Origin of the sequence: Paenilisteria riparia FSL S10-1204, assembly GCF_000525995.1 — a bacterium.
Classification (GTDB): domain Bacteria; phylum Bacillota; class Bacilli; order Lactobacillales; family Listeriaceae; genus Listeria_A; species Listeria_A riparia.
In genome coordinates this window covers 66,431-88,803 of the sequence record NZ_AODL01000004.1, presented here as the reverse complement: position 1 = coordinate 88,803, position 22,373 = coordinate 66,431, and the positions used below count along the sequence as shown (strand labels likewise).

At 41.5% G+C, this 22,373-nt stretch carries 20 protein-coding genes and 1 pseudogene; 2 read left to right on the top strand and 19 right to left on the bottom strand.

The window, feature by feature from the left end; translation table 11 throughout:
- Positions 1-26: 26 nt before the first annotated feature.
- From PRIP_RS02470 to PRIP_RS02460, 3 genes are all read right to left on the bottom strand, one after another.
- The gene (locus PRIP_RS02470) at positions 27-596 is read right to left on the bottom strand and encodes a GNAT family N-acetyltransferase (RefSeq protein ID WP_036099262.1); all 570 of its coding nucleotides are present in this window, start codon (positions 594-596) and stop codon (positions 27-29) included.
- A 113-nt stretch (positions 597-709) separates the two neighbouring features.
- A complete protein-coding gene (locus PRIP_RS02465) occupies positions 710-3,799 on the bottom strand; it encodes an AAA family ATPase (protein ID WP_052008683.1) in 3,090 nt (1,029 codons plus the stop codon).
- Positions 3,796-4,923, bottom strand: a complete 1,128-nt coding sequence (locus tag PRIP_RS02460; RefSeq protein ID WP_036099261.1) for an exonuclease SbcCD subunit D — start codon at positions 4,921-4,923, stop codon at positions 3,796-3,798. The genes PRIP_RS02465 and PRIP_RS02460 overlap by 4 nt, the downstream gene beginning before the upstream one ends.
- A 128-nt stretch (positions 4,924-5,051) precedes the next feature.
- Between PRIP_RS02460 and PRIP_RS02455 the strand changes: the two genes are divergently transcribed.
- Positions 5,052-5,654, top strand: a complete 603-nt coding sequence (locus PRIP_RS02455; protein ID WP_036099259.1) for a lysophospholipid acyltransferase family protein — start codon at positions 5,052-5,054, stop codon at positions 5,652-5,654.
- 96 nt (positions 5,655-5,750) lie between these two features.
- Here PRIP_RS02455 and PRIP_RS02450 read toward each other — a convergent pair whose 3' ends face one another.
- The 11 genes and pseudogenes from PRIP_RS02450 to yneA all read right to left on the bottom strand — a co-directional run bounded on the left by PRIP_RS02450 (position 5,751) and on the right by yneA (position 16,651).
- On the bottom strand, positions 5,751-6,317 hold the full coding sequence (locus PRIP_RS02450) for a hypothetical protein (RefSeq protein ID WP_052008682.1): 567 nt from the start codon (positions 6,315-6,317) through the stop codon (positions 5,751-5,753).
- Positions 6,318-6,437: 120 nt separating this feature from the next.
- Positions 6,438-6,941 (bottom strand): hypothetical protein, encoded by a 504-nt coding sequence (locus PRIP_RS02445; RefSeq protein WP_036099257.1) that lies wholly within the window; start codon positions 6,939-6,941, stop codon positions 6,438-6,440.
- Positions 6,942-7,057: 116 nt separating this feature from the next.
- Positions 7,058-7,537, bottom strand: coding sequence for a CcdC family protein (locus tag PRIP_RS02440; protein ID WP_036099256.1), 480 nt, complete (start codon positions 7,535-7,537; stop codon positions 7,058-7,060).
- A 78-nt stretch (positions 7,538-7,615) separates the two neighbouring features.
- Positions 7,616-9,415, bottom strand: coding sequence for an ABC transporter ATP-binding protein (locus tag PRIP_RS02435; protein ID WP_036099254.1), 1,800 nt, complete (start codon positions 9,413-9,415; stop codon positions 7,616-7,618).
- Positions 9,402-11,168, bottom strand: coding sequence for an ABC transporter ATP-binding protein (locus PRIP_RS02430; protein ID WP_036099252.1), 1,767 nt, complete (start codon positions 11,166-11,168; stop codon positions 9,402-9,404). The genes PRIP_RS02435 and PRIP_RS02430 overlap by 14 nt, the downstream gene beginning before the upstream one ends.
- A gap of 316 nt (positions 11,169-11,484) precedes the next feature.
- Positions 11,485-12,667, bottom strand: a pseudogene (locus PRIP_RS02425) (amidohydrolase).
- A gap of 202 nt (positions 12,668-12,869) precedes the next feature.
- On the bottom strand, positions 12,870-13,106 hold the full coding sequence (locus tag PRIP_RS02420) for a YneF family protein (RefSeq protein WP_114982960.1): 237 nt from the start codon (positions 13,104-13,106) through the stop codon (positions 12,870-12,872).
- Between the two features lie 238 nt (positions 13,107-13,344).
- Positions 13,345-15,339 carry a transketolase gene (tkt, locus tag PRIP_RS02415; protein ID WP_036099251.1) on the bottom strand — a complete coding sequence of 665 codons (1,995 nt, stop codon included), beginning with the start codon at positions 15,337-15,339 and terminating at the stop codon, positions 13,345-13,347.
- A gap of 183 nt (positions 15,340-15,522) precedes the next feature.
- Positions 15,523-15,774, bottom strand: a complete 252-nt coding sequence (locus PRIP_RS02410) for a DUF896 domain-containing protein (RefSeq protein ID WP_036099249.1) — start codon at positions 15,772-15,774, stop codon at positions 15,523-15,525.
- A gap of 12 nt (positions 15,775-15,786) precedes the next feature.
- Positions 15,787-16,248 (bottom strand): large conductance mechanosensitive channel protein MscL, encoded by a 462-nt coding sequence (mscL, locus tag PRIP_RS02405; RefSeq protein ID WP_052008681.1) that lies wholly within the window; start codon positions 16,246-16,248, stop codon positions 15,787-15,789.
- Between the two features lie 73 nt (positions 16,249-16,321).
- Positions 16,322-16,651, bottom strand: coding sequence for a cell division suppressor protein YneA (yneA, locus tag PRIP_RS02400; RefSeq protein ID WP_036099246.1), 330 nt, complete (start codon positions 16,649-16,651; stop codon positions 16,322-16,324).
- 160 nt (positions 16,652-16,811) lie between these two features.
- On the opposite strand from yneA, the gene lexA reads away from it, so the two are divergent.
- Complete coding sequence (lexA, locus tag PRIP_RS02395; protein ID WP_036099245.1) at positions 16,812-17,426, top strand: transcriptional repressor LexA; 615 nt, start codon at positions 16,812-16,814, stop codon at positions 17,424-17,426.
- 599 nt (positions 17,427-18,025) lie between these two features.
- On the opposite strand, the gene era is transcribed toward lexA, so the two are convergent.
- Genes era through PRIP_RS02370 form a run of 5 tightly spaced genes read right to left on the bottom strand, consistent with a single transcriptional unit; the run spans position 18,026 to position 22,365 of the window.
- On the bottom strand, positions 18,026-18,931 hold the full coding sequence (gene era / locus PRIP_RS02390) for a GTPase Era (protein WP_036099244.1): 906 nt from the start codon (positions 18,929-18,931) through the stop codon (positions 18,026-18,028).
- Positions 18,928-19,326 carry a cytidine deaminase gene (locus PRIP_RS02385; RefSeq protein WP_036099242.1) on the bottom strand — a complete coding sequence of 133 codons (399 nt, stop codon included), beginning with the start codon at positions 19,324-19,326 and terminating at the stop codon, positions 18,928-18,930. The genes era and PRIP_RS02385 overlap by 4 nt, the downstream gene beginning before the upstream one ends.
- A 15-nt stretch (positions 19,327-19,341) precedes the next feature.
- A complete protein-coding gene (locus PRIP_RS02380) occupies positions 19,342-19,728 on the bottom strand; it encodes a diacylglycerol kinase family protein (RefSeq protein WP_036099240.1) in 387 nt (128 codons plus the stop codon).
- Positions 19,706-20,185, bottom strand: a complete 480-nt coding sequence (gene ybeY, locus PRIP_RS02375) for an rRNA maturation RNase YbeY (protein ID WP_036099239.1) — start codon at positions 20,183-20,185, stop codon at positions 19,706-19,708. Before ybeY ends, PRIP_RS02380 begins: the two co-directional genes overlap by 23 nt.
- Positions 20,186-20,196: 11 nt before the next feature.
- Complete coding sequence (locus PRIP_RS02370; protein WP_036099237.1) at positions 20,197-22,365, bottom strand: HD family phosphohydrolase; 2,169 nt, start codon at positions 22,363-22,365, stop codon at positions 20,197-20,199.
- Between the last annotated feature and the right edge of the window lie 8 nt (positions 22,366-22,373).

Sequence of the window (22,373 nt, the reverse complement as noted above, 5' to 3'; positions counted from 1 at the left end):
GTTTTTTGGATCTGTTAACAAACCGCTCAACTCCTGACATTTTGGGTCATATGATAATAATCATGACCAGATAAAACCAAATCGTATTCCGATTCGTAACCTAATTTTTTATACAAACTTAATGCGCCTTCATTCGCTTTTTCTACGTTTAGCGCAATGATTTCGCAGTTTTTGGCAACTGCTAATTCTTTAAAGGCATGCAGGAGTTCTTTTCCAATTCCTTGCCCTCGGTACGCAGAATCCACAACAAGTGAATCCAAATAATACTCACCCATCCACGTTTCTTGTTCCGTGAAAAGCGGCATTTTATTTACGATGCCAAACATATCTTGCAAACCTTCCCAAGAATCATCGTGATTTTCTGCGTGTTCTCCTTGATAGCTCACCATGATACCAGCAATTTTGCCATCGATTTCTTTGACCATCACATTCTCTTTGCTAAACCGATAATCCGGTCGCACGAAGCTAGCCTCAATCATTTGTAACATCATTGGCTTGCTAACACCTTTTAAAAATGGTAATTCCATGTCTTCTAATATAATTAAAATCAGTGGTGCTACTTGATCTGCATCTTCTGCTCTCGCTTGTCGTATCATCACAATTCCTCCATTCATCCCGCCATTACGAAAGTGGGGTTCCTTTTTTTAACCAATTAATCTATTATATCGAAAAAATGCTGATGTTTCAAACAGAGGAGCTATTTTTTGTATCAAGTGCGGGCTTCTATTTCTGTCAATTGTTCTTGTATGTGAAATTTCGTCGTGCTGCCGTGGTTCGTTGCGGTTACTTCTAGCCTTGATGAAATGCGCTCTTTTAGCTCAGGAACATGCGAGATAATGCCGACTAAGCGCCCAGATTGTTGTGTTTCAAGCAAACATTCTACCGCCATATCAAGCGATTCTGGGTCTAGTGTGCCAAATCCTTCATCGATAAACATCGTCTCCAGCGAAATCCCGCCAGACATCTCCTGAACGACCTCAGCAAGCGCCAAAGCAAGTGCCAATGATGTTTTAAAACTTTCACCGCCAGACAATGTCTTCACGTGCCGTTCCAAACCGGTATATTCATCGTAGACTTCTAGCTCTAAGCCACTTTGCACGTTTCCTTTAGACTTTTCCTTTTTGCGAATCAGTTGAAACCTACCATTCGTCATTTTTTTCAAGCGTCCATTTGCCCGAAGCAAAATCGTGTCTAAAAATGTAGCTAAAACGTAGCGCTCAAATGTTAGTCGGCGGTCGTTTTTCCCGCGAGCCATATCTGCTAAATAACCAACATCCGCATAGGCTTCTTCGGCTTGTTTCGTTTCTGCAAGCGTTGTTTGGAATTGTTCGGCAAGCGTTTGGAGTTTGCGAATCGTTTCTTTTTGCGAGATAGCTTGCTCCGTTTGCTCGTGATACGCTTGCCCTGCCGCTGCGCTTTCTTGTTGTAATTGTGGTAAATCTGGCTTCTCGGCGCTCTCTAATCGTATTTCACTTTCTTTCAAGCGCTCCGTTACGAAATGGTATTTCTGCTCGAACGCCTGCACGTAAGCTTCTTTCTCCGACAAAACTTCCGCTGATAAAATGGCTTGACGGTATGTAGCATAGTCCGCAAAACCGTTTTCCATCATGATATTTTTAAAAACTTGTCGTTGTGTCGCTAGCGCTTCTGTTGCTTTTTGCACCACTTTTTCAGTCATATCTTTGGATGAAGTCGCCTTCACATGCTGTTCTTTCGCATGATTGTAAGCCATTTCCACCGTTTGCTGTTTTGTCTCAAAAGCTTGAATTTGCGAGGTTAGAACTTGTTGTCGTTCGAAAAATTGCATCGCATTGCGAAACGGCTCGGGAACATCTTCTAAAAGGAGCGCGTGCGTTGTTTCTGCAGTTGCCACTGTTTTTTGCACCTCTTCGTAGGCGGACTGCAGTTCTTTTTGTTGTACCGAAATCGCGTCAGCTTCCGTTTTATTCGCTGCTATTTGTTCCTCAATATCTGCTGTCTTTTGTAAAAAAGCATCTAGCTCGGCTTGTTTTTCTGCCAATTGTTGCAGTTCTGCGGCACAATCCTGGTGTAGTTTCTCCAAGCCATCTACATCTACTTCAAAAATAAGCTGTTCGATTTGCCATTTTTGTTGGCTTTGTTTCATTACTAAAGAAGCTAGCGCCTCTTTCTTGAGACTGAATTGTTCCTTTGCTACGTCTAATGCCTCTTTCGAAACAGATAGTGTATGCGTGGCTGTTTTTGGGTGTTCCAGCGCGCCGCACACAGGGCATGCTTCCCCATCGACGAGCGTTAATGCTAGTTGTGCCGCCTGTTCTTGCTGCCAATTTTGCTCTAACTTTGAAAATAGCTGTTCTGCCTCTTCTGCCTCCTGTTGGGCGATTGTTATCGATGTTTCCAATTGTTTTAAAGTTGTTTCTAACGTTTGTTTTTGTTGCTTTTTCTTTATTTCCGCGGCAAACAATGTTTCTTGTTGTTGCAATTCGGCTTGTTTTTGTTTCAAGGTTGCCTGTTTGAGCTGTATTTCATGCACATGTTGACGCGTCTTCGCTAATTGTTCAGCGCGCTCTGCCACACGCTTCTCATTTACCACGAACCGTTCAAGGTCTTGTGCAACCGCTTGTTTCCGTTCATTCTCGCGTGTTATTGTTTGCTGCACTTCCAATGCCCGATTCACTTTTTCTTCCATGATTTGCAATTGTTCTTGCTCTTTCAGCCAAGCTTGGTAGGATGCCTCCAATTCCTTTTGTTGCGTCATTTCCCGCGTCGCCACATCCAGCGCTTCCTCACACTCTCGCAAATGCACGATAGCCTGCTGTGACTCCAGTTCCGCCTCATCCAACTGCTGTTTCAAACGTAAACACAGCGCATCCTGATCGATAATCGCGCCCGCTTTTTTGGCCCAAACAATATGCTCTTTTTCTTGCAAAATTTGCGCTGTTTCCCGTTCCAATTTTTCTTTTTCCAAACGTAATTCCGCTAATTGCGCCCATTCTGCCATTTTTTCCTCAGCAAGCGTCACATTTTTAGCCGCTATTTCCGCTTTTTCCTTAGCTACTGCAACCTGCTCTTGCAAAACGGCACCGGCCTCTTCTTCCATCTCAATTCGCGTCACAAAAAGCTGTGCAATATCCTGCGCCGTTTTCCCCGAAAGCGTCTCTTCATCAAACACCAATCGCGTCACATGCTCCGTTTTCGCACGCAACTGCCGTACTTGCTCCTCCTGCTCCTTTTGTTGTTGCCATAATCGCTCTTCGATGGCCTGATAAAAATGCGTTCGCGCCAACCGTTGCAATATCGCTTCCTTCTCCTTACTTTCCGCGACTAGCAATTCCCGAAACTCGCCCTGCGGAATCATCAAAATTTGCCGGAACTGGTCCACCGTCAATTGCATAATCTCCGTTATTTTCGTCCCAACATCCCGAACCGAACTTGCCAGCAACTTTTCCGTTTCCCCGTCCAGCTCATACAATTCCGCTTTCGCAGTCACCGTCGTCATACCCTCACCACGCTGCTTTGGTACATCCTGCTGCGGCACCCGTCGAATCAAATACCGCGTCCCACGCAGCAGAAATTCCAATCGAACCTCCGTCAAGTCCTCCGCTTTCGCAAAATGACTCCGCACCGAAAAGCCTTCCCGATCATTTGTGTTCGCCTTCCCAAACAACGCAAATGTCATCGCATCAAAAATCGTCGACTTCCCAGCTCCCGTCTTGCCCGAAATCACAAAAATCCGTTCCTGCCCCAATTCCGTAAAATCAATCGTCTCTTCCCGTGCATAAGCGCCAAAAGCCTGCATCGTTAACCGTAACGGTCTCACGCGTCCTCGCCTCCCTTCACCGAATCCATCGTCTCACGCATTATATCCATTTGCCGCTCCGTCAATTCCTTTCCACTCACATGCATGAAAAATTGACCAAACAGCTCTAAATCATCCTTTTTCACAACGTCCTCAAAACGTTCAAACGCAGTATCCGCTAACTTTTCGCGAATCCGTTCCAAATGCAACACATTCGGATACATCGCGCGCAATTGTCCCATAGGATCGACCAACGCGCCCTCATCCAACAAATTAATTTGCAGAAAATCCTCATTTCCCGGTGCCACATTCGCTAATAAATCCGCCAAATAGCCCTCCACCACACGCAAATCATGCAATGGCTGTAGGAACCGTTCCCGAACCTCTTCTAAATCCTTCCCGTCCATCGTCACAATCCGCACACTTTTCTTATCTTGCGCCTCCGAAAATGAATATTTAAGCGGTGACCCCGCATAAAAAATCGTCGGATGATGAATCGCATGCGGATGATGCAAATGCCCTAGCGCCACATAATCAAATCCATCAAAACAATCCGTCGACACCCGATCTACATTTCCAATCGCCAGTTGCCGTTCCGAATCACTCGGAATACCCCCAGCAACAAACGCATGCCCAACAAAAATTTGCGGCTTCGTCTCATCCCACCTCAACCGAATGCCAGCCGTCACCGCCCGCATTGCATCTTCAAACGACCGCACAGACTTATCTTCCAAAGTCGCACGAACAACCGCAGGCTCATGATACGGAACAAGCCACACCTGTGCCCCACACCATTCAATCGGCGCCAAATCACGCGCTAAAGTCCCCTGAATATGCAAACCACTTTTCTCATACCAAGCCGTACCAAAGTTCACCCGCTCCGCACTATCGTGATTCCCACTAATCGCAAAAACTGGCAAACCAAGCCGTACATTCAATTCCATCAAAATATCATTCAAAAGCATCACCGCATCCGCCGGAGGAACCGACCTGTCATACAAGTCTCCCGCAATAATAATCCCGTCAACCTGCTCCTCCTGCGCAATCCGTCCAATCTGCGCCAATATGTACTCCTGCTCCATCAACATCGAAACACCGTTCACCATTTTTCCCAAATGCCAATCCGCTGTATGTAAAAATTTCATTCCAAACACCCCATCACAATTATTACTGCCTATTATACTACACTTTCCAACACTTAAGCACTAGACGTTTTCCGAATCTTTCAGTATACTAAAAAGAAGATAAAAAAGAATCATGGGAGTGAACTAACTTGTTCTATACATTTGCACGAAACACCGTACATGTCATTTTAACCATTCTGGGCGGGCGTTTCCAAGTTCAAAACAAAGAGAAAATCCCAGAAGCACCGTTCGTCGTTGTTTCTACGCATACCACATGGATTGAAATCCTCTACCTAGGCTTTGCGATTAAACCGTTACAAATCAACTACATGGCCAAACAAGAACTTTTCAAAACAAAATTCCTAAACTGGTTTATGCGTCACCTAAACGCTTTCCCAGTTAATCGTGAAAATCCAGGTCCAAGCGCTATCAAACTACCAATTCGCCTTCTAAAAGACGGCAAAGTAGTCGGCATCTTCCCAAGTGGCACACGAAAATCAGCTGGTCTCCATCTAAAACGCGGCGCCGTAACCGTTGCCCTAAAAGGTAAGGTTCCAATTCTACCCGCTGTTTATGATGGCCCAAAAACATTTGGCGAGCTTCTAAAACGCAAAAAAATCACGATCCGTTTCGGCGATCCAATTCACTTCAACGATAAAGACGTCGAACAAAAAGACTTGCTAGAAATGAAATCCGAAGCAGTGTTAAATGCTTTTGAACAACTACAATCCGAAATTAATGCAACAAAATAAAAAAAATGCCATGCCTTCTCATTTCATGGAGCATCCTAAGAACCTAAGTTCTTGGAGGACTGCACATGTGAGAGAAAGCATGGCGTTTTTTACTTTTTAACCAGTAATATCATTCAAAATATTGGCGCCTGATAAGCCAACACTTTCTAAAGCTGTAGCTAATTTATCTGACGCTTGTTGTAGTTTTGCGTCTGCTGCTTCAACTACTTTCGTATCGCCAGGATTTTCTTTAATTGTTTTTGCTTTTTCAGCAAAACCATCGCTTAAACTTTGCAAAGACGCTTTGAAATTATCCGTTTTCGCCCCTAAATCAGGAACTTTTATAGAAGCTAATTTATCTGAAATTTTCTGCGCAGAAGCACTTGCTTTATCAGCTAATTCATTCAAAGCTTCTCCCTTCGACGGATTATCACTCGTTATATCAGCTATATATGCATCATAATCTTGATCTACTTCATTTACTTTATCCACAACACCTGTATAGAAATCCATTGCTTTTGTTTGTACTTTCTGTTTGGCACTGCCAATCTTTGTGCTAGCCTTTTCTTTCGCATTCTCCATTTTCGATTTTGCTGCATCTTTTTGTTCATCGCTAACATTCCCACATGCGGCTAAACTAAAGACCATTGTCGCTGCAAATAATCCAATTACCAACTTCTTCAAACAAATCCCTCCTTAAAATTATACTCTATGATATATTCCCAAGTATCGCCATCCGAAACACAAAATACAAAAAAACGACTAGATCAGATGCTTCCCTTCTAGCTCTAGTCGTGCATTTTGTTATGCAGCCGTATCCGTCATAATGTCAGAAGGTGCTAAGCCAGCATCTTTCAATACATCGCCAAGATCCTTAGAAGCTTTTGTCATCGCTTCATCTGCTGATTTTGTATCGATTGGAGAAGCTTTCAAGCCTTTTGCTTCCGCCGCATACGCGTCACTTAGCTCTTTTACTGCATCTTTAAATTTACCTGTATATGTTCCTAAGTTTGGCACTTTTGTATCTGCTAAAACTTGTGATACTTTATCCGCAGAATCGCTTGCCGCTGTTGCTAATTTCGTTAATTCCGCACCAGTTGGCGGTGTTTCGCTACCAATTGCCGCTTGATACGCATCATAATCCGCATCGTTATCATTGATTTTTGCAACTAAGTCCATGTAGAAATTCATGATGTCAGCTTTCACATCTTTTTTCTCCGTTGCTTGTTCCTCCTTATTCGTTTCTCCACAAGCCGCTAGCCCAAAAACAAGCGCAAGTGAAAATAAAGCTACTAATACCTTTTTCAAATAAAACCCTCCTCTTTTTGTTATACCTGTTGCCTAATATGTGCAACCTTATTCATTATATCTACGTTACAGCAATATTTCAACCGTTTTCACAAAAGAAATATGCTCCTTGCTTATCACGAGGCTTCTTCTGTTTGTTCCAACTTTTGTGCCACATTTTTATATTGGAAATACATCGCGATACGCCACGGGACAATCATCGCAAAAGCTAGTATCCAGAACATTCCCGATAACTCACCAACATCTACAGAACCACTAATCCAATATTTAATTCCTAATCGAATGAGTAATAAGCTTAGCAAAATGACTGGAAATGATTTCGTCCGTTTAATAAAGACATATTGATGCCTAATTTCAAATCGTGTTGTCCAAATTAAAATCAGCGAGAAAACCAGCCCCATAATAACAGCTTCTAAAATCCCACCCGGTGATACACGGAAATACGGAATCACAAACATTAACGCCCCCGTGCTCATCATAATCGGAGGAATAATAATTTTCTTCACGGACGCCGGTTCTTTCGACGCCTTCATCCGAATTAAAATAATCCCCACACCAAAAACAAGCGTAATAATAATTGATAAAATAAATGACACTGTCTCTTCCTCCTAATTTCAGCATGTTTCTTGCCTCATTATAAACTTTTTTAGAAGAAAAACAACCTTTTTGACCGTTTAGCCAATGTCTTCTAAATCCATTCCACTGTTTTGTAATTGATACATCGAATGATAGACACCGCCATGTTCCAGCAGTTCTTCATGTGTCCCGCGCTCAATAATATTTCCCTTACTAAGCACTAAAATTAAATCAGCATCTTTAATCGTTGATAATCGGTGTGCAATCGCAATCGTCGTTCGACCTTGTCGCATATTCCGCAAACCCGTTTGAATCAAGCTCTCCGTCTCCGTATCAATATTCGCTGTCGCCTCATCCAATACAAGAATTTGCGGATTCGTTACAACCGTCCGCGCAAACGAAATCAATTGCCGCTGCCCACTAGAAAACGAAGCCCCACGCTCAATTACTTTATGGTCATATTTATCTGCCAGCGTATTAATAAACCGGTCCGCCTGTACAAACTGTGCTGCTTCCACGATTTCCTTATCGCTAATCAGCCGATTATGCAATCGAATATTGTCCTTAATTGTCCCATAAAACATAAAACTATCCTGCAAAACAAGCCCGGTCTTCGCACGCAATTCCTCTATCGGATACCGCTTAATCGACTCTCCATCAATCAAAATCTCGCCTTTTTCAAATTCATAAAAGCGCATCATCAAATTAATAATCGAACTTTTCCCACTTCCAGTATGACCGACAAGCGCGACAGTTTGCCCAGACTCAACTGTAAACGAAATATTTTTCAGCACATCTTTTTGTCCATCATACGAAAACGTAACATCTTTAAATTCAATTTTTGCATTTTTGATGGTTAAATTATCTTTTGCATCTTGTTCTGGCGCAAGCTCTGTGCCATCCATAATCCGGAATACACGCGAAGCCGCCGTAATTGCCTCTTGATACATCGCCAAGCGCTCCATAATGTTATAAATCGCCTCTAAAAAGCGGTCAAAATAACTAACGAACGCAAAAATCGTACCAATAGCAACGGCTCCCGAGAACGACTGAATCCCAAAAAAACTAAGAATCAGCACCACTGCAAGCGAATAAATCAAATCAATTGCAGGGCCGAGCAACAACGCATTAAATCTAATGTTTTTCATACCAACATCATAGTAGTCTTTATTAATCGATTCAAACTCACGAATCAGGCGTTTCTCCTGATTAAACTGCTGCACAATCGACATACCAGAAATCGACTCGGCAATCTTCGCATTCAGTTGACTCAGCTTCTCCCGCTTTGCCCTGTAAAACTGTGAACTATACTTGCGGTACACAATAATAATCAACACCGTTAGTGGAAAAATCAACAAGCTATACGACGCCAATTGCGCATCCAGTACAAACATCGCTGAATAAATCCCTATAAGCATAAACAAGCTCTGAATCGCTGTTCCTAGCACATTAATAAACATGTCCTTTATTGCTTCCGTATCATTCGTTACCCGCGAAACAAGACTCCCTGCAGGCGTTTGGTCAAAATAGCGCATCCCCATCGTTTGTAATTTACTAAAAATATCAATCCGAATCCGTTGCACAATGCGTAACGCAATTTTTTGGAATAAGACAAGTTGGAAGTACCACACAACCGAGCGCCCAATCGTTAAACCAATATAGCCCGACGCGAGCATTAAAATTGGTCCAGCAGCAAAATAAAGTGGCGTCAAATAATCATCCAAGAATTTTTTAATAATAATCGGTAGAAATACATCGGCTAGCGTCACAAGTAAGACGAGGAATATCGTCACAATCAGCGCCGGCACATGGTATTTCGTATAACTAAACAAACGTTTTAATACCGCGCGATGTTCTTTCCCGTCCATCGTTAGCATTTCTTCATTATTCGGTTCCATTCGTCTCACCTCCAGCCTCAATGAACTCCTCTAGTTGTTGATTATGGAACATTTCTGCATACCAGCCATCATGCGCCATCAATTCCGCATGTGTCCCGCGTTCCACAATTCTTCCCTTATCAATTACAACAATCAAATTCGCATGTTCCACCGAACTAAGCCGGTGCGCACTAATAATCGTTGTTTTATCCGCACGATTCTCTTTCAAATTTTTCAAAATCTTTTCTTCCGTCTTCGCATCCACAGCCGACAACGCATCATCTAAAATAAGCAATTCCGGATTCATGATTAGCGCCCTAGCAATCGCCAGTCGTTGTTTTTGACCACCTGAAAGCGAAACGCCACGCTCGCCGACAACTGTATCATAACCATCTGTGAAATCCATAATATCTTCATGCACTGAGACCATTTCCGCAATCCGCTCCACCTCATCTTGTGGCAACTCCGGATTTCCAAAACGAATATTTTCTCGAACCGTCGTCGAGAACAAAAATTGATCTTGCGGCACATAACCAATCGCTTTTCGCAACCCACGCACCGTATACCGTTGAATCACTTCTTTATCAAACCGAATCGTACCATCGTACACATCATATTCTCGCATCAACAGTTTGAGCAATGTTGTCTTCCCTGATCCAGTCCGACCGACAATGCCTAGCGTACCACCAGCTAGCAACTGAAACGCAACATCCTCCAAAACGGGCTTCTCTTCATCAGGATACGTAAAAGCTTTCAAGTCAAAATCAATCGCTCCCTTTGGTACATCATCCAGCGCACCTTGCTCATCACGTACTTCTTCTGGTTCATTCAGCAATTTATTCAAGCGATCATACGAAGCATTCCCGCGCTGAATCACATTAAACAAGAAACCAAAAGCCAGCATCGGCCAAATTAGCAAGAACAAATAATTGGAAAAAGCAATGACTTGCCCAATGGTCAGCGTTCCATCCATCACGAATTTCGAGCCAAAACCAAGCGCCAAAACAAACGAAACACCAACAATAATGGAAATCATCGGATCAAACATCGCATCCAATTTGGCGACCTTCACGTTTACGCCAACAACTTCCTCCGTCTGCTTCCTAAAATCCTCGATATCCTCCCGTTCCTGTCCGAACGTTTTTGTCACCTTAATTCCCGACAAACTCTCCTGCGTCTTATCATTCAGCTTCGAAAATTCCGCCTGCGCATTATGAAAACGATCATGCAACTTCCGACCAAGCACTGAACTTCCCCACACCATGAACGGCATCGGAATAAGCGCAATCAACGTCAAGCGCCAGTCAATCGTAATCGCCATCGTCAAAATAACCGTACTTCCCGTCAAAATAGAATCACAAAGCGTCAGCACACCAAACCCAGCCACTTGTTGAATCGCCGAAATATCATTCGTCGCGTGTGCCATCAAATCTCCCGTCCGATATCGCTGAAAGAAAAACGGCGACATCTTCGACAAATGTTCAAACAACCGTAACCGCAATTTCCGCTGTAACTTATTATCCGATCCAAAAATCATCATTCGCCAAAAATAACGTGCAACATAAGCAAATAATGCTGCACCTAATAAAATTCCCATCCACATCAGCAACTGATTTTTCGTTAACGTGTCTTTTGTTACCGCATCCACCGTCATCCCAATAATTTTCGGTGGCACCAGTTGAAGCAAAGTAATCATAAACAACAAAGAAACCCCGACAATATACGACCGTTTCTGCTCTTTAAAAAACCAGCCCAACTCCTTATAAATCTTCATTTCGCCAAACCCTCCTTTAAAAACCATTTTTTCCTAATTTGGACATAAAAAATAACGGACACATCTTGCTTTGTCCATTACTGTTTGGAAATCTATATCGAATTTAAGCCGTAGGAGTCCCTTAAATAAACGTGCACATCTCCCTCGATATAATGGACGCTGAAAAACGGTCCTTCCCTACAATAATGGTCTTCACATCAAATCCAATTATCTTCTTCATCGTCCTTACCTCCTTTTCGAATTTGTTTACAGAAACTAGTGTAACCGATTTCTTTAAAAGATTCAAGTAAATTGTAAATTCACAGACAAAGAACCCTTAAAAAGGATTCTCCGTCAAATACGCAAACGCATATTGCGCATAAAGCTCTGCGCCCAGAACCATCGCATCCTCATCCACATTAAAACGCCCATGGTGATGCGCCCATTCCGTATCTTTTTCAGCATTCCCCGAACCGACAAGCGCGAAGCATCCCGGCGTATCTTGCAAATAATAACTAAAATCCTCGCCCGCCGTCGTTGGTCGATCAGAAAACAACACATCACTGCCAAAACTATCTGTCACAACACGCTGCGCTAACATCGCACTATCCGCCTCATTAACCACAGCATGTGTCCCATATCGATACGTCACATCCGCCGTCGCACCATACATAGCCGCCACATGTTCTGCATACCGACGAATCGCCTGCTCCAAGTTTTCACGAACTTGCGGGTTAAATGCGCGTACCGTTCCTTCCAAAACAGCATGCTCCGCAATCACATTATAGCGCGTCCCAACATCCATTCGACCAACCGTAAAAACCTGCCGGTTCCAGTGGATCCGTTTCCCGCGAAACAAGTGCCTGCGCGCCCATCACAAAAGCCGAAGCAACAACCGAAGCATCCACACACGCATGTGGCATCGCACCATGACCTCCCCGTCCCGTAAAATGCACTTCCACAACATCCGCCGATGCAAAAACCGGGCCCACATTACACGAAATCGTATTCATCGGCATTTGCGACCAAATATGAATCCCGAACACATTATCCACACCCGTCATCACACCCTGCTCAATCATCGCCTCTGCGCCTTCCGTAATCTCTTCAGCCGGCTGAAAAATAAAGCGCACCGTCCCACATATCTGATCTTTCACCGAAACTAGCGCCTCCGCAGCGTTCAACAACATCGCTGTATGCGCATCATGCCCACACGCATGCATTTTCCCCTCATTTTTCGATTTATACGCCAATGTCTCACTAAGCTCCATCACTGGCAACGCATCCATATCCGCACGCAAAGCCACCACCTTGCCCGGCTTCCCACCAACCAATTCCGCCACAACACCCGTTGGCTCCATCCGTCGACATTCCAATCCAATCCGTCCCAATTCCTCTACCACACGATTCGTCGTCCGAATTTCCTGCCACGACAACTCCGGATGCCTATGTAAATCCCTTCGAAAAGCAATCATTCTTTCCTCATTCCGCTTCACTTCACGCTTCAACTTCTCATTCATTCCATCGCCTCCAAGCAGTTTTTCATATATTTGTCCATTTTATCACGCACACCTTAGATAAGCTCCTACCAAGTCTTTCACAACACAAAAAAACACCCTCCAAAATTACGTATCACCACGTAAAATCAGAGCGTGCGGTCAGTCAAAGAACTTACACGACTATTATTACAAAAACGAATCAGTGCAATGAAGCCCTATTTCATTATTTTTTCTTCTTAGTCTTCGCTTCTTTTTCTTGTTGTTTACCCATTGCATTCATCATTTGATTAATTTTCTTTTGCGATGGTTTCATTCCCATTTGGGCCATCATCATTTGCAACATTTGTTCGTTAATTGGCGGGTTCTTCTTCAGATACGTCATCATGTAACGTCTTGCAATAAAGAATCCAAGCGCTAAACCTGCAAGCAAGCAAAGTACGCCGATAAGTATATACCACAACATATTCTCTTTCTCCTCCTCGAAACTATCTATCCCTCTTATTGTACTTGATTTATCAGGTCAAAACAATAGTTTTTCCACATTCGAGACCAATAAAAGTTTAAAAAACACAACTGCCTCATTATACCACCAACGACTTATTTGTACAATCCTCATTACGCATTTTCTTTACAAAAAAAAACGCGGAACTGCACTAGTCAAACTAGCCGTCCCGCGCCATTTTATCTTTATCTGCTGATTATAACGATTTTACAGTTTTCACAACATGTTCAACTGTAAAGCCATAGTTCTCAATAATTGTATTACCTGGTGCAGATGCGCCAAATTTATCGATACCGATCGTTTTGCCATCAAGCCCCACATAACGTTCCCAACCAAGTGTCGCACCCATTTCAATTGACACGCGTTTACGAACAGCATTTGGTAGAACACTTTCCTTATACTCTGCTGATTGTTGTTCAAACAAATCAAACGATGGGATACTAACAACAGATGCGTCAATACCGTCTTTCGCTAATTCTGCTTGTGCTTTCACAGCTAAGTTCACTTCAGAACCCGTCGCTAAAAGAAGCACATCAGGGACATCTTTTTTCGCTGGTGATAAGACGTATGCTCCTTTTGCCACGCCTTCTTCTGCTAGTTTTGCCGAGTTTGGCAATGTTGGCAAGTTTTGACGAGTCAACACTAGTGCTGTTGGGCGATTATTCGATGTAATCGCGATTTTCCAAGCTGCAACGACTTCGTTACCATCTGCTGGACGAAGTACTGTTAGACCCGGCATTGCGCGAAGTGATGCAACTTGTTCTACAGGCTCATGTGTGGGACCGTCTTCTCCGACAGCAATACTATCATGCGTTAACACATAGTTTACTGGCAAGTGTTGAATCGCTGACAAACGAATTGCTGCACGCAAATAGTCTGAGAATACGAAGAATGTTCCACCGTACACTTTAAGACCTGTATGAAGTGCCATACCATTCAAAGCAGCTCCCATTGCAAATTCACGAACACCGAACCAGATATTGCGATCTGCAGGTGTTTCTTTTGTAAATTCGCCATCTGTCGCAATATTTGTATTGTTTGATCCAGCTAAATCAGCCGATCCTCCAAATAATTGAGGTAACTTGGCTGCTAAGGCATTAATTACTTCACCACTAGAAGCACGACTGGCAAGTGATTGATTATCACCATAAGATGGTAAATCTTTATCCCATCCTTCTGGAAGTTCTCCACTTAAGCTAAGTTCTAATTGTGCAGCTAGCTCAGGATATTTCTCTTTATAAGAAGCAAACATATCATTCCAAGCAGCTTCTTCTTGCGCACCACGAGTTCCAATTGTTTCTTTAAAGCGGTCATAAACTTCACTTGGAACGTAGAAATCTTCTTCATAATCCCAACCATATGCAGCTTTAGCTGCCTTCACACCTTCAGCGCCAAGTGGAGCGCCATGAACTTTGCTAGTTCCTGCGTTCGGAGCGCCAAAACCAATAACAGTCTTCACTTCAATCATCGTTGGCTGTGTTGTATTTTGTTTCGCTTTTTCAATTGCCGCCAAAATTTCAGCTGTATCATTACCGTCTTTTACCAATAAATGTTCCCAACCGTAAGACTCAAAACGCTGCTTAACACTTTCAGAAAAAGATTTATCCAAATCACCATCAAGTGAAATATCGTTAGAATCATATAAAAGCACCAAACGACCTAATTGTTGGTGTCCTGCTAAAGACGCCGCCTCAGAAGCAACACCTTCCATCAAGTCTCCATCACCGCATAGTGCATATGTGTAATGATCTACAACTGGAAAACCATCTTTATTATACATTGCTTCTAAATGTCTTTCTGCCATGGCCATACCAACAGCCATTGCAATCCCTTGACCAAGTGGACCAGTTGTTGCATCTACGCCGTCTGTATGGTGAACCTCAGGGTGCCCAGGTGTTTTGCTATCCCATTGGCGGAATTCTTTCAAATCCTCAATACCTAATTTATAACCACTTAAATGTAACAGACTGTAAAGTAACATCGATCCATGACCTGCCGAAAGCACAAAGCGATCTCGATTAAACCAATGTGAGTTGGCTGGATTAACCTTTAAAACTTTGGACCATAAAGCGTACGCCATAGGTGCAGCTCCCATTGGAAGCCCTGGGTGGCCAGAGTTAGCTTTTTGAATTGCGTCGATTGATAATGTTCGAATAGTATTTATTGCTAGTTGATCAGTTTTATCAAACAAATGAAACATCCTCTCTTGTTTTAGTCACTACAATTTATAATAATCCTTTCTAACATTTTTCACAACTAAAAAACATATTTATGTTTAAAAATGTGTTAAATTGATTGTTTTTGTTCGTTTTAACTCGAAAAATGCGGGGACAATACACTTGCCCCCACACATTCTTTTTAAATTATAGATGATTCATTCACTATTTTCTTGCTGTAACTTATTTCGTTCTTCACGCTTACGTTTAATCTTATCAGGTGTCACATCATCACCATTCGGATCAATAAATGTCGTATGTTCAATGGTTGTTCGAACTTGGCTACGAAATGACTTGATATATTCTTGACGTAGCATATCTTGTTCTACTTTCTCATCAGCGGTTATTGTTCCGTCCTTCTTTTTACGAGATAATTCATTAATACGTTCAATCTTTGCTTTTTCTAGCACAACACTTCTCTCCTATTCCTGATTAACAATTGTATTTCCTTCTGTAACTACTAGCTCCGATGTACAGTGAAGACATTTGGTTGCCTTCTCAGGAACGGATGACAAACAATAAGGACACTCTTTCGTCGCTGGTTGCTTCGGCTCCAGAGGCATGTATTTCGATATAAGCTTAACAATTAAAAAGACAGAAAACGTAACAATTAAAAAACTGATAACATTATTGATAAATAAACCATAATTAATTGTTGGCGCACCCGCATCCTGTGCCGCTTTCAATGTATCGTAATGCGTGCCATTCAAACTTAAAAATAAATTAGTAAAATCGACATTACCAATAAGCAATCCTAAAGGTGGCATAATAATGTCATCAACCAACGAATTAACAATACTTGTAAATGCGGCGCCTATTACAATCCCGATGGCCATCGCAAGTGCGTTTCCTTTTGCAATAAAAGCTTTGAATTCTTTAAACATCTAAAAACCTCTTTTCATTTGATGATTAACGCCTATTTTACATGAAAAGTATCGTTTTTTAAAGTAATGACCCTTACTCGTTCGCTAACTGGATAGAATTATCTTGTTCAAGATTGGTCTGCTTTACTGGAATGATAATCTTATCTCCCGCTGTTAGCTTCCCATCAATCAATTGGTTTTCCTTCTCTACCCATGAAATAAAATCTTGTTTGCTCATCTTGTACTGACCTGCATAATCATCGGCTAAACTCCAGATAGAATCTCCAGACGCAATGTTCACCTCATTATATTCTGTATCAGCCTGATTCACTGTTACCATTAATAATACAATCCCTAATACAAAACAAGTAATAATAAAAATAATAGCAATATAATATCGATCCCAAATAGATTTAAAAGTCATCTTTATCCCTCCAAAAGAATGTATGTTCGCTTTTCTTTATTATAGAACACTCGTTCTATCTTGTCAACAAAAAATCGAACAATTGTTTGCATATCGATAAATTATTTGCTATACTTGAGTTACAAAAGAAGTAACAAAAGAGTAAGCGGGGTGAAATAAAATGAAACTATCAAAACGTCAACAAGATATCTATGACTTTATCAAGTCTGAAGTAAGGGATAAAGGTTATCCACCTTCTGTACGCGAGATTGGGGAAGCTGTTGGTTTAGCTTCGAGTTCCACCGTACATGGGCACTTAGCTCGCCTAGAAGGAAAGGGACTCATACGACGGGACCCAACCAAACCGCGCGCGATTGAAATTCTTTCTTTGGATGATGATATAGCAACACCAAGCGTTGTCAATATCCCTTTAATCGGTAAGGTAACTGCTGGTATGCCTATTACTGCGATTGAGAACATTGATGAATACTTCCCGCTTCCGGAATACATGGCGAACGGAGAAACAGAAATCTTTATGCTTGAAATCGATGGTGAAAGTATGATCAATGCAGGAATTTTAGATGGTGACAAAGTTATTGTACGTCAGCAAAATTCTGCAAACAATGGTGAGATTGTTGTTGCAATGACAGAAGAAAATGAAGCAACTTGTAAGAGATTTTATAAAGAAGCGAACCATTTCCGTCTTCAACCTGAGAATGACGCATTAGAGCCTATTATCCTCAATAATGTCTCTATTTTAGGTAAAGTTATTGGTCTATACCGTGATATTCGCTAAGTATGAAAAAAGAAAGGCTTTTCAAAAACTAGTCCTCTCAACGGATGCCCTATCTTTTAAAAATGGATCTATACCAATTGTTGAGGTAAAAAATAGAGGTGCAAGCTTAAGCAATTGCTTGTGCCTCTCGCAAACCTCTTAAATAACTGAATTTTCAAAAAATATAAATTAAAACCCTCCAATAGTAACGCTAAATTCATAAATATTGGCTTGACATAGTCTATAGTGTTGCCCACCTTTGCGTTTTATTGTAGTCAGTTTTTTTGAATCACAGACTAGCAGTATACTGAGAGACTAGTTCTAATAATATTGCATTAAGAGCGTTAAGACAGTACTAGATTTTCATCCAAAATAAGCCGAGAACAGTATTTTTTCGAGTAGGATGTGTTTCTTGCAATACACAAATCCATTCGATTGAGAGGTCTCTCATTCAGAAAACTTTTTGGGGAGCCAGAATAAGCTACTGGCCTACAGCAGTTCTTCTATCTCTATTATGATAGAAGAACCGTAATGGAGATCAATAGCTTTTTTCATGATGGTTGGTTTCAATGAAAGACGGCATGAGCGTTTGTCTCAGCCTTTAACAATCTTAATGGTATTTAATATTCATCTTGATCAAACCCATAATCATGCAAAAAATGCTCTTTATCACGCCAGCCTTTTTGCACTTTTACCCAAATTTCCAAATACACTTTTGAACCAAGTAGAAGCTCGATTTCTTTGCGAGCACGCATGCCAATTTGTTTTAGCATTTGACCTTGTTTACCAATCAAAATACCTTTTTGGGTGCTGCGCTCTACAATGATTTGTGCCATGATGTGCAGTTTTTGCGTTTCGGGATTGGTTTCAATACTCTCAATAACGACAGCTACAGAATGTGGTACTTCTTCGTGTGTGAATTTAAGCACTTGCTCGCGAATCAGCTCCGCAATAATAAAGCGTTCTGGATGGTCTGTTACTTGATCTTCTGGATAATACATCGGTCCAGCTTCCAGATGTTTCGTCGTTTCTTCAAGTAATGTCTCCACATTGTTTCCTTGGAGTGCCGAAATTGGAATAATCTCCTCGAAATCAAGCATTTCACTGTATTTTGCAATTAAATCAATTAGCACTTCTGGATGCACTAAATCGATTTTGTTAATTAGTAGGAAGACTGGTGTTTCAACGTTCTTTAATTTTTCAATAATGAATTCATCGCCGCGACCGAAACCTGCCTCTGCATCGATTACAAAGAAAATCATATCTACTTCACGGAACGTATTTAGCGCAATTTTTACCATGAAATCGCCTAGTTTATGTTTTGGTTTATGAATTCCTGGTGTATCTATGAATACGACTTGTGCTTTGTCGGTCGTGTATACACCTTGAATTTTATTTCGTGTCGTTTGGGCTTTATCACTCATAATCGCAATTTTTTGCCCGATAATTTGGTTTAATAATGTTGATTTTCCTACATTAGGACGGCCAACAATCGCTACAAAACCTGATTTGAAAATATCACTCATTTATTTAAATCCTCCGGAGTAAAGGCGCCTGGAAGCAGTTCTCCAACTGTCACTTCCGCTACATCGCCTTTCATATTTGTTAAAACTACTGGCATATCTGGTTCACAAAACTCGCTAATCACCTGACGACAAGCGCCACATGGAGCAACTGGACCGTCTGTATCTGCAATAATGACTAATTTTTTAAAATGCTGCTTGCCTTCTGAGACTGCTTTGAAAATCGCCGTTCTTTCCGCACAATTCGTCAAACCGTAGGAAGCGTTCTCGATATTACAACCCATAACAACTTCATCCTCAGTCGTTACAAGCGCCGCGCCAACTTTAAACTTAGAATAAGGCACATAAGCATTTTCACGTGCTTGTTTCGCTAAAGCAATCAAATTATTCTCTCTCATCACAAAAAGCTCCTTCTAAAATAATTTAGGTACAAAAATGATTAATCCAACAACCGCCGAACAAATCGAAGCAAGCAGCACCGCTCCTGCTGCAACATCTTTAGCTTTTTTAGCGTAGGGATGAAATTCTTCCGTTGCCACGTCTACCGCTCGCTCAATAGCCGTATTTATCATTTCAAATGTCAATACATTAAAAATCGAAAATAAAAGAAATAACCATTCTATCTTCGTTACTTTGAAAAAAACACCACAAATAACAACAATCATGCCCGCAGTTATATGAACACGCATATGGCGTTCTTCTAAAATTGCGGTTTTAACACCTGTAACGGCATGGATAAATGATTTTCGAAAGCGTCTATTTGCAGTTGCTTTTACTCTATCTTTCGAGTCCATACGCATCCAACACTTCTTTTTGTAGTGCAAACATTTCTTTTTCGTCCTCGTCTTCGATATGATCATACCCCAGAAGATGCAGGAGGCCGTGTAACGCCAAGAAACCTACTTCGCGATCGAATCCATGCCCGTACTCTTTCGCTTGTTCTTTTGCCCGCTCCGTCGAAATGATTATGTCTCCTAAAATACGCGGAACATCCATATCTTCACTCCAAGTTATTTCTACTTCGCCATCGCCCATTTCTTCTAAAGCGAACGAAATCACATCGGTCGGCTGATCCTTGTCGCGATAGTCCCGATTAATTTCCTGAATTCGAGCGTTATCAACAAATGTAACGGTCAACTCGCTATCATTTTGAATCTTTAATCTAGCTGCGGCGAACTGTAGTAAGTTCTCCACTAATTCAAATGCTTCTGGTGCCAAATCTTCTGTTTCGTCTATCATATCAAGTTCTAAAACCATTGCCATCCTCCTTACTTGCCATCAGGATATTGAATTCGCTGATGATAAATGCCATTTAATGTCGCACATAACGTTTCACGCACAACTTCTATTTCTTGGAATGTAATATCCGATTCAATAAACTGTTTATCTTTAATCCGATCATCTACAATACTGTTTACAATCGCCCGAATCTTGTCCTTCGTTGGCTCATTACATGACCTAACAGCAGCCTCAACACTATCCGCGACATTGATAATTGCAATTTCTCTTGTCTGCGGTTTTGGGCCTGGGTAACGGAATTCCAGCTCGCTTACATCTGGATTTTGTTCTTTTGCCTTATGATAAAAATATCTCACAAGCGTCGTTCCGTGATGCTGCAACGCAATATCAATAATTGGCTGTGGAAAACGATTGTCTCGCAAAATCGCTGCGCCGTCTGTTGTATGAGCAATAATAATATCGCGACTTTGCTCTGGTGTCAATCGATCATGTGGATTAATCCCATGTAACTGATTTTCCACAAAATAAGGTGGACGCAACGTTTTGCCAATATCATGATAAAAACAACCGACACGTACAAGCAAACTATTCGCACCAATCGCATCCGCACAAGATTCCGCGAGATTTGCAACCATCAGACTATGATGATATGTTCCTGGAGACTTCATCAAAATTTTCTTAAGCAAAGGATGATTCGGATTCGACAATTCCACCAGACGACTTGTCGTAAGCATTCCAAACACGGTCTCAAAAACTGGAACAATCCCAATACCAAGAACAAAAGAGCCGATTCCACCTAGGAAAGCATAGCCAACTGGCACCCAAAATGCAAATGTCGCCAGTCCCGCATTGCTAATCATCATGAGCAAAAACACAAAAGCAATATTCGCTAAGCCCACAATAAAGCCTGACTGCAAAATCGCCGAGCGCCTGCTATAATCACGAAGCACAACAATACTCGCCAATCCACTAAGCAAAATATATGTTGAAACAGTCACATTAACAGCCGCCGTTGCATCACTTTGAAACACGAAGAAACTTGCAATTGCAGTAAAAATCGTAATCATAAATGCAAACTTTTCATTTAGTAATATCTTAATAATCATTGGCCCAAATGCAGCTGGGAATAAGAAGGAAATATTACTAATATCAACACCTTCTAAATATCGAATAATGACCAACATGGCTAAAATAATGACATATACTGATGAAAAAACAAGCAACGTTTGATTTTTCTTATCATAATCCAGATTTTTTTGTCGTTGTGTGAAGAAGTAGAGCATTAAAGCGAGGGATACTAACAATAATCCAAAGCCTGCATACTGCTTGATTGGCATTTTTTGATCTAGTAGATTTAGTAATGCTAACTGACGATAAATTTCGCGATCAATTATTTGTCCTTCTTGTACAATGACTTGACCTTGCAGAATTTTCACTGGAATAACATTTGCAGATGCTTCTTTTCTGCGATCTACAGTTTGCTCTGCACTGTAGACTTCGTTAGGAACAATTGCATAGGATAAAATCGCTTTCGCAACACCTTTGTAGCTAGGCGACAAATTGGAAAGTTCAATCGTATCACGCGCACCGACTTTTACTTCCGTTAGATTATCTTTGCGTACACTTTCCTCCATCGCCACATCAAGCGCACTAACTACTTCTTTCTCCACAGCAGCTAAATCTTTCGAGTTCATTCGTAGCAATATCGATAGCATCGTGTCGCTAATACCTTCCGTGACATTTTCAGATACATTTTTTGATAACTTCGCTTTCAAAGATGTCAATTTTTGGTTTATCGTCATTGGTTTAGTTGTTGTTTTATTAGCATCATCAGTGGCTTTCTTGTTTTTCGCATCATTTTCTATAGCCTCTTGATTCACTTCTCCAACATAGGCAAATAGTGATGAAACAAGCGACTGCCGATTCTGTGCGGTTTCACGATTGAAAACATACACATCTTCTACATCCGCCGCGGCTTTTAACTGCTCTTCTTTGGTTTTCTCCGCATCTTCCAATGTTTGTGGTGATCGTATTGTTTTTTCTGCCACTTCAAAAAGCTTTACATTATAAGACTCTGGCTTCACCATCTGACAAATTAACACAAAAGCAACAATAAAAAAGAAGATTAAGATGCCTGGCGTTATGTATTTCTTCCCCGATTTATAATACCAATTAACGCCTTTTTTTGGAAATTTCATATGTACCT

Excerpts from the sequence above, each read along its gene's own strand:
- PRIP_RS02470 (WP_036099262.1), bottom strand. The coding sequence starts at position 596 with ATGATACGACAAGCGAGAGCAGAAGATGCAGATCAAGTAGCACCACTG.
- PRIP_RS02460 (WP_036099261.1), bottom strand. The coding sequence starts at position 4,923 with ATGAAATTTTTACATACAGCGGATTGGCATTTGGGAAAAATGGTGAAC.
- PRIP_RS02435 (WP_036099254.1), bottom strand. The coding sequence starts at position 9,415 with ATGGAACCGAATAATGAAGAAATGCTAACGATGGACGGGAAAGAACAT.
- PRIP_RS02430 (WP_036099252.1), bottom strand. The coding sequence starts at position 11,168 with ATGAAGATTTATAAGGAGTTGGGCTGGTTTTTTAAAGAGCAGAAACGG.
- mscL (WP_052008681.1), bottom strand. The coding sequence starts at position 16,248 with ATGTTTAAAGAATTCAAAGCTTTTATTGCAAAAGGAAACGCACTTGCG.
- yneA (WP_036099246.1), bottom strand. The coding sequence starts at position 16,651 with ATGACTTTTAAATCTATTTGGGATCGATATTATATTGCTATTATTTTT.
- lexA (WP_036099245.1), top strand. The coding sequence starts at position 16,812 with ATGAAACTATCAAAACGTCAACAAGATATCTATGACTTTATCAAGTCT.
- era (WP_036099244.1), bottom strand. The coding sequence starts at position 18,931 with ATGAGTGATATTTTCAAATCAGGTTTTGTAGCGATTGTTGGCCGTCCT.
- PRIP_RS02385 (WP_036099242.1), bottom strand. The coding sequence starts at position 19,326 with ATGAGAGAGAATAATTTGATTGCTTTAGCGAAACAAGCACGTGAAAAT.
- PRIP_RS02380 (WP_036099240.1), bottom strand. The coding sequence starts at position 19,728 with ATGCGTATGGACTCGAAAGATAGAGTAAAAGCAACTGCAAATAGACGC.
- ybeY (WP_036099239.1), bottom strand. The coding sequence starts at position 20,185 with ATGGTTTTAGAACTTGATATGATAGACGAAACAGAAGATTTGGCACCA.
- PRIP_RS02370 (WP_036099237.1), bottom strand. The coding sequence starts at position 22,365 with ATGAAATTTCCAAAAAAAGGCGTTAATTGGTATTATAAATCGGGGAAG.